The following is a 5966-nucleotide window of genomic DNA, read 5'->3' as shown; positions in this document are numbered from 1 at the left end:
CGGCCGCACAGGCCCCCCCCCCGGGGCCTTGGGCGCCGTCACGACGGCCATCACGGCTCCGGAATGTTTTCCCGGAAGATGACCTGAAGCCTTGGCAGGTAGCTGGGTTCAGGCGCGCCCTTCACGGCCGCCACCAGCAGCTTGACGATCTCGCGCGCCTCGACGCGCGGGTTCTGGTCGATCACGGCGTCCATGGTGCGATCAAGCAACAGGCGGCGCGTGGCTTCGGTGAGGTCGTGGCCCACGAAGACAATGCGAGGGGCCGAGGCTGCCTTGCTTGAGCTAGCCTCGTTTGGCCGCGCCTCTGTTGACCGCGCCTCAGCCGGCCGCGCCTGAGCCGGCCGCGCCTCTTTCAGCGCCCGCGCGATGCCTTGGTTGCCGGCGCCGATGTTGTAGATCGCGTGTGGCGGATCTTTGCGCAGCAGATCCTGCGTGACGGCAAAGGCGCGGTCCCGGTCGTCGCCGATCTCAAGAATGTGTGCGATGCGCAGGTGCGGAAACTCTTCGCTCAGCAGCGAGCGAAAACCCATCTCGCGCTCTTCGTGGCCGCGATACGCCAGAGACCCCACGAACACCGCAACCTTGCGCTCGGTGTGCTGTGGCAGAAACCGGCCCAGCAACAGCGCGGCCAGGCGGCCCGCGGCGCGGTTGTCGATGCCCACGTAACCCAGGCGCGCCGAGATCGGAATGTCCGACACCAGGGTGCTTACATGCACGCCGCTGTCGCGCAGCGCCATGATGGCGTCGCGCACTTGGGGATGGTCCAGCCCGACCAGGCCAACGGCCTGCGTCTGCTCGCGCAGCTCGTAGAGCTTTTGCGCGAGCTTGTTGGCGTCGAATCCTTCGATCAGATGCAGGCGGGCCCGCACATCGGGGCGGGTGGCGGCTTCTTCCAGCAGGTGCCGGCCCAACGCGGTCATGAAGCTGTTGGTGCCGGCGGGCAACACGAAATCGACCCGCACATCCTGGCTTGCGGCATCGGCGCCCTGGACGAAGTAGCCAAGGCGATTGGCGATTGCCAGCACGCGGTCGCGTGTCTTGCCGCGCACGCCGTCGCGGTCGTTCAGCACCCGGTCCACGGTGGCGGTGGACATGCCGGCTTCACGGGCAATGAGGGAAATGGTGGGACGCATGCGGTACCAGGCTCTCAAGACACCATCAGGACGATGGCAGCGAGGCGATCATAACCCATCATTTGCAATCATTCTGGATCAAAAAGGTAACGTTGCTGCCCTATGAGCGCCATCCATCTTTACCACTGATTGTTTTGATGTGATTATCGCGGCTCAACAACATCAAATACCGCACGGCAGGATGCCAGGCAGTCGACAGTGCATACCAAGCCGGCAGGAGGAGCACATGTCGCACCCTACCCTGGTGCCCGACCCGCCCATTCGGGAACGGCGCTTTCGCATCGGCTGCATCGGCGCCGGCATGATCATGGCCGAGTGCCATCTGGCGGCCTATCAGCAGGCCGGCTTCACGGTGGCGGCGATCGCGTCGCGTACGCACAGCAAAGCGGCCAAGGTCGCCGAACGCTATGGCATCCCGGTTGTGCATGAGAACCCCCTGGCCCTGATCGCCGATCCGCAGATCGAGATCGTGGACATCGCGTATCCGCCCGACCAGCAGCCCGCGCTGATTCGCGCCGCCTTGCGCGCCCCGCACGTGCGCGGCGTGCTGGCACAGAAGCCGCTTGCCCTCTCGTTGGACGAAGCTCGTGCCTTGCGCGACGAGGCGCGAGCCGCCGGCAAGATCCTGTCGGTCAACCAGAACATGCGCTACGACCAATCGATGCGCACGCTCAAACAACTGCTTGACCAGGGCGTGCTGGGCACGCCGGTGTTCGCGCAGATCGACATGCACGCCATCCCGCACTGGCAGGATTTCTTGCGCGGCTATGAGCGGCTGACGCTCTCGAACATGAGCGTGCATCACCTCGATGCCCTGCGTTATCTGTTTGGCGAGCCCACCGAGATCACCAGCATCACCCGCCCCGATCCGCGCACCGAGTTCGCGCATCAGGATGGGCTGGTGAGCACCACGCTGCGCTTTGGCAACGGCCTGCTTGCGCTGTCGCTCGAAGATGTGTGGTCGGGCCCACGGGCCGAGGGATACCCCGACGACCAGCACATCCGCTGGCGCGTGGAAGGCACTGAGGGCGTCGCGCGCGGCACCATCGGCTGGCCCACCGGCGAGCCGTCGACCCTGAGCTACGCCTCGCGCGCGGCCCAGGGCCATACCGACGGGCGTTGGGTAACCCCCACGTGGGACACGATGTGGTTTCCGCATGCCTTCATTGGCGTGATGGAGCAGTTGCAGTACGCGCTGGCCAGCGGCACCGAGCCTGCGTTGAGCGTGACCGACAACGTACGCACGATGGCGCTGGTCGAGGCCGCGTATACGTCCATCGCCGAAGGCCGCACAGTACGGCTGCCGGCTGTTGAATAACCAGACAAAAAACAGACGGAGACAAGCATCATGATCCAGACCGGAATCTTCTCGGGCTACTTTCCCTATGAGCTGGAGCGCACCGCCAAGGTGATCCGCTCGCACGGCTTCAACACCGTGCAGCTGGACCTGCATTTCAAGGACATGGAGCTCGGCCCGGGCCAACTGACCGCGCAGAAATGCACACAGATCCGCGACACCTTTCGCCACTACAACCTGCCGGTGTCCTGCATCTCGGCCTATACCAATATCGTTCATCCCGATCCCGCCGAGCGCCAACGCCGCAACGGCTATCTCAAAGAGATCCTGACCCACGCGCGCCAGTTGGGTTCGCCTTACGTGATCTCGGAAACCGGCACCTTCGCCACCGACAGCGACTGGGTGCATCACCCCAGGAACAAGACCGAGGAAGGCTGGGACCAGTGCCGCGCGGTGATCGCCGAGCTGTCGCAACATGCCTATGACCATGGCGCGGTATTCCTGCTGGAAACCTACGTGAACAACGTGGTGGGATCCGTCGAGGAAACGCTGCGCATGTTCGCCGAAGTGGATCACCCTGGCCTTGGCCTCTTGATGGATCCCACGAACTACTTCGAAGCGCACAACATCGACCAGATGGACCGCACGCTCAATCAGGTGTTCGACGCGCTTTCCGACAAGATCTGCATCGCGCATGCCAAGGACGTGAAGCGTTCGGGCGATGACAAGTCGGAAAAACACAGCGACATTGGTGACGAGGGCGCGGCCGAGAGCCATACCTTCCGTGGCGTGGGCGAGATTGAGCTGCCGGCGCCGGGCCTGGGCGCGCTGAATTACGACCTGTACTTGCAGCGCCTGGCGAAGAAGCACCCCAACATTCCCATCATCATCGAGCACCTGACCGAAGACGACGTGCCGCGCGCCAAGACCTTCCTGGACGAGCGGCTGCGCGCGAACGGCCTGTAGGCCGCCCGCCGCAACACAGGCGCACCGCGAGGCACATTGCATAAGGCCCGCGGCGCGCCCGCGAACAAGATTCTGAACACCGACACCGGCAAACGCGCACCCGCGCCTTTGCCAGGGAGAACTCATGCCTGACATTTACGGAACCTGGATGACGCGCCGCGACGTGGAGGCGCGCACCGGGCAGCTTGCGCAGTTTGCCGGCGTACGCCTGATGACGCTGGACGACGGGCTGGAGCGCGGTATCCGCATGCTGGAGTTCCGCAGCGGCACGGGCCTGCGTTTTACGGTGCTGGTGGATCGCGCGATGGACATCGCCGATTGCGAATACCGTGGCTTGGCCATGGGATGGCAGTCGCCGTCGGGCTATCGCCATCCCGGCCTGCATGACTATGAAGGCGAAGGCGGATTGGGCTGGATGCGCTCGTTCTCGGGCCTCATGATCACCTGCGGGCTGGACCACATTCTGTTCATGTACGACGCGCCGGCCGACAACTATGTGTATGGCCCGCGCAAGACCGCCAAGCAGTCCATCCATGGCCGCGTGGGCACCATTCCGGCGCGCCTGAGCGGCTACGGCGAACGCTGGGACGGCGATCGCTGCGTGCTGTGGGCAGAGGGAGTCGTCAGCCAGGGCACCGTGTTTGGCGAACACCTGGAGCTGCACCGCCGCATCGAGATCGAGGTGGGCACCAACGACATCAAACTGTCGGATCGCGTGGTGAATCGCGGCTTCTACCGCACGCCGCACATGCTCTGCTATCACATCAACCTGGGCTATCCGGTGCTGGACGCCGACTCGCGCTATCTGGCGCCGATCCGCGATGTGGTGTGGGCCGCGCACGAGCAAACCTACCGCGAGCAGGGCGTGGGCTACCGCCGCATGCCGGCGCCGCAGTTGGGCTTTCATGAGCAGGTGTGGCAGCACGAGATGGCCGCCGCCGCCGATGGCAGCGTGCCGGTGGCCCTGGTGAACGACAAGCTGGGCCTGGGCATGCAGGTCAGCACCTTCAAGCGTCAATTCCCTTGCCAGTATCAATGGCAGAACCTGCAATCGGGCCAGTATGCGATGGGCATCGAACCCTCGACCAACCATGTGCTGGGCCAAGGCGCGGCGCGTGAACGCAACGAGCTCATCTGGCTTGAGCATGGGGAAGAGCGCCGCTACGACACCACGTTCAGCGTGCTGGGCTCGGCCGCCGATATCGCGGCATGCGAAGCACGCATCCGCGCGATCGCGGTGCAGCCCGAGGCCGATTATCCGCCGTTGTCGGGGCGCTTCGCGCCCATCGCGGGGCGCACATGAGCGCGCGCTTCTCATTGCAAGGCCGTCGCGTGTTGTACACGGGCGCGGCGGGCGGCTTCGGTGTGGACACCACACTTGCGCTGCTGGAAGCGGGCGCCCGTGTGATCGCGCTCGACAACCACGCCGGGCATATCGATCGTTTGCGCAGCACCGTGCCTGTGCGGTTTTCCGACCAGCTTCACGTCCTGCAGGCCGATCTTGCCGACGCCAGCGCGCTGCAATCGCACCTTGAGCAACTGACCGCCGAGGGCCCGATCGATGTGGTCATCAACAACGCGGCGATCTACCCCTCGCGCCCGTTCGAGGAATACAGCGACGCAGAGCTGGCGCGCGTGCACCGCGTGAACGTCGAGGCGGCGATTCAGATCGTCCGCGCGGCGCTGCCCGGCATGCGCGAGCAGCAATGGGGCCGCGTGATCAATATCTCGTCGATCACGCTGTCCGGCGGCTGGGAAAACCTGCTGCCCTACGTGCAATCCAAGGGCGCGATGGTGGGCGCCACGCGCGCATTCGCCCGCGAGTTCGGCAAGTGGGGCATCACGGTCAACGCCATCTCGCCGGGCGCGTTTCCCACCGACGCCGAGAAGATCCACCCTGATCCCGAGGGCTACAACCGCATGGTGCTCGAACGCCAGTCGGTGAAGCGCCGTGGGCACGCAGGCGACATCGCCGCGGCCATCATTTTCCTTGCCTCGGACGAGGCGGGTTTCATTTCCGGACAGACGCTGGCAGTTGACGGCGGCTGGGTCATGCATTGAGGCGCATCGGCGCACGCAAAGGTAGAAGCATGAGTATTCTTTCTGGCTACAAGGTTCTGGACTGCTCCATCGCCATGGCGGGGCCTTTCGCGGCGCAGCGCCTGGGCGACCTGGGCGCCGACGTGATCAAGATCGAGCCGCCCACCGGCGAATGGCAGCGGCACGCGCCCGCCGGCGGCATCACGGGCAACAAGATCAACGTGTCCTTTCTTTCGCTGAACCGCAACAAGCGCTCGCTGGCGATCGATCTGAAGAGTGCCGGCGGCAAAGAGATCATCCACAAACTCGCGGCGCAGGCCGATGTGTTTATCCAGAACTACCGGCCGGGTGTCGCCGGCCGTCTGGGTGTGGACTACGAGACGCTGTCGGCGCTGAACCCGCGCCTGATCTATGTATCGATGTCGGGCTTCGGCGAAGACGGCCCCTATGCCACGCGCCCCGGTCAGGACCTGCTGTTGCAGGCGATGTCGGGCGCCATGCTGTCGTCGGGGGGGGGGGGGGGGGGGGGG

Annotated in this window: 6 protein-coding genes; 5 read left to right on the top strand and 1 reads right to left on the bottom strand. The window is 64.9% G+C overall.

Translation table 11 applies throughout. The features are described 5' to 3' along the window. Positions 1-50: 50 nt before the first annotated feature. Positions 51-1133, bottom strand: coding sequence for a LacI family DNA-binding transcriptional regulator (locus ACE04A_RS14480; RefSeq protein WP_448717529.1), 1083 nt, complete (start codon positions 1131-1133; stop codon positions 51-53). Positions 1134-1359: 226 nt separating this feature from the next. On the opposite strand from ACE04A_RS14480, the gene ACE04A_RS14475 reads away from it, so the two are divergent. From ACE04A_RS14475 to ACE04A_RS14455, 5 genes are all read left to right on the top strand, one after another. Beyond that, entirely contained in the window at positions 1360-2451 is a 1092-nt protein-coding gene (locus ACE04A_RS14475) for a Gfo/Idh/MocA family protein (RefSeq protein ID WP_279995662.1), read from the top strand. A 30-nt stretch (positions 2452-2481) separates the two neighbouring features. Continuing rightward, positions 2482-3396, top strand: a complete 915-nt coding sequence (locus ACE04A_RS14470) for a sugar phosphate isomerase/epimerase family protein (protein ID WP_111886211.1) — start codon at positions 2482-2484, stop codon at positions 3394-3396. A 124-nt stretch (positions 3397-3520) separates the two neighbouring features. Beyond that, the gene (locus tag ACE04A_RS14465) at positions 3521-4699 is read left to right on the top strand and encodes an aldose 1-epimerase family protein (RefSeq protein ID WP_448717532.1); all 1179 of its coding nucleotides are present in this window, start codon (positions 3521-3523) and stop codon (positions 4697-4699) included. Then, entirely contained in the window at positions 4696-5457 is a 762-nt protein-coding gene (locus ACE04A_RS14460; RefSeq protein ID WP_448717533.1) for an SDR family NAD(P)-dependent oxidoreductase, read from the top strand. The genes ACE04A_RS14465 and ACE04A_RS14460 overlap by 4 nt, the downstream gene beginning before the upstream one ends. Before the next feature lie 29 nt (positions 5458-5486). Then, a partial coding sequence (locus tag ACE04A_RS14455) for a CoA transferase (RefSeq protein WP_485820241.1) occupies positions 5487-5966 on the top strand: 480 nt, incomplete at its 3' end.

This window comes from Achromobacter colocynthidis, assembly GCF_057334535.1.
This window is presented reverse-complemented; position numbering and strand designations above follow the sequence as displayed.

Bases quoted from the DNA above. Each gene is read 5' to 3' on its own strand.
- ACE04A_RS14480 (WP_448717529.1), bottom strand. From the start codon at position 1,133: ATGCGTCCCACCATTTCCCTCATTGCCCGTGAAGCCGGCATGTCCACC.
- ACE04A_RS14475 (WP_279995662.1), top strand. From the start codon at position 1,360: ATGTCGCACCCTACCCTGGTGCCCGACCCGCCCATTCGGGAACGGCGC.
- ACE04A_RS14470 (WP_111886211.1), top strand. From the start codon at position 2,482: ATGATCCAGACCGGAATCTTCTCGGGCTACTTTCCCTATGAGCTGGAG.
- ACE04A_RS14465 (WP_448717532.1), top strand. From the start codon at position 3,521: ATGCCTGACATTTACGGAACCTGGATGACGCGCCGCGACGTGGAGGCG.
- ACE04A_RS14460 (WP_448717533.1), top strand. From the start codon at position 4,696: ATGAGCGCGCGCTTCTCATTGCAAGGCCGTCGCGTGTTGTACACGGGC.